The 1,147-nt window shown below is 46.8% G+C and carries 1 protein-coding gene; it reads left to right on the top strand.

The genetic code is table 11. The features are described from left to right. Positions 1-1,147, top strand: a 1,147-nt coding sequence (gene tuf, locus BCT49_RS01300) for an elongation factor Tu (protein ID WP_017098540.1), incomplete at both ends; no start/stop codon positions are given.

Raw genomic sequence — 1,147 nt, forward strand, 5'->3', positions numbered from 1 at the left:
TGTCTAAAGAAAAATTTGAACGTACGAAACCGCACGTAAACGTTGGTACTATCGGCCACGTTGACCACGGTAAAACAACTCTAACTGCTGCTATCTGTACTACACTTGCAAAAGTGTACGGCGGTGTTGCTAAAGATTTCGCATCTATCGATAACGCTCCAGAAGAGCGCGAGCGCGGTATCACAATCGCAACTTCTCACGTTGAGTACGATACTCCTGAACGTCACTACGCACACGTAGACTGTCCTGGACACGCCGATTATGTTAAAAACATGATCACTGGTGCTGCTCAAATGGACGGCGGTATCCTAGTTGTTGCTGCTACAGATGGCCCTATGCCACAAACTCGTGAGCACATCCTACTTGGTCGTCAAGTTGGTATCCCTTACATCATCGTATTCATGAACAAATGTGACATGGTTGATGACGAAGAGCTACTTGAGCTAGTAGAAATGGAAGTTCGTGAACTTCTTTCTGAGTACGAGTACCCAGGAGACGACCTTCCAGTAATTCAAGGTTCTGCACTTGGCGCTCTAAACGGCGAAAAGCAGTGGGAAGACAAGATCGTTGAGCTTGCAGAAGCACTAGATTCTTACATTCCACTTCCAGAGCGTGCTGTTGATCTACCGTTCCTACTTCCTATTGAAGATGTATTCTCAATCCAAGGTCGTGGTACTGTAGTTACTGGTCGTATCGAGCGCGGTATCCTACGCGTAGGTGACGAAGTAGAAATCGTTGGTATCAAAGAAACTACTCTTACTACTTGTACTGGTGTTGAAATGTTCCGTAAGCTGCTTGACGAAGGTCGTGCAGGTGAGAACGTTGGTGCACTTCTACGTGGTACTAAGCGTGATGACGTTGAACGTGGCCAAGTACTTTCTGCTAAAGGTTCAATCAACCCACACACTAAGTTTGAGTCTGAAGTATACGTACTTTCTAAAGACGAAGGCGGCCGTCACACTCCTTTCTTCAAGGGGTACCGTCCACAGTTCTACTTCCGTACAACTGACGTAACAGGCGATATCACTCTACCTGAAGGCGTAGAAATGGTAATGCCAGGTGACAACGTTCAAATGACTGTTGAGCTAATCGCTCCAATCGCAATGGACGAAGGTCTACGTTTCGCAATCCGCGAAGGTGGCCGTAC

Origin of the sequence: Vibrio lentus (assembly GCF_002875945.1) — a bacterium.
Taxonomy (GTDB): domain Bacteria; phylum Pseudomonadota; class Gammaproteobacteria; order Enterobacterales; family Vibrionaceae; genus Vibrio; species Vibrio apostichopi.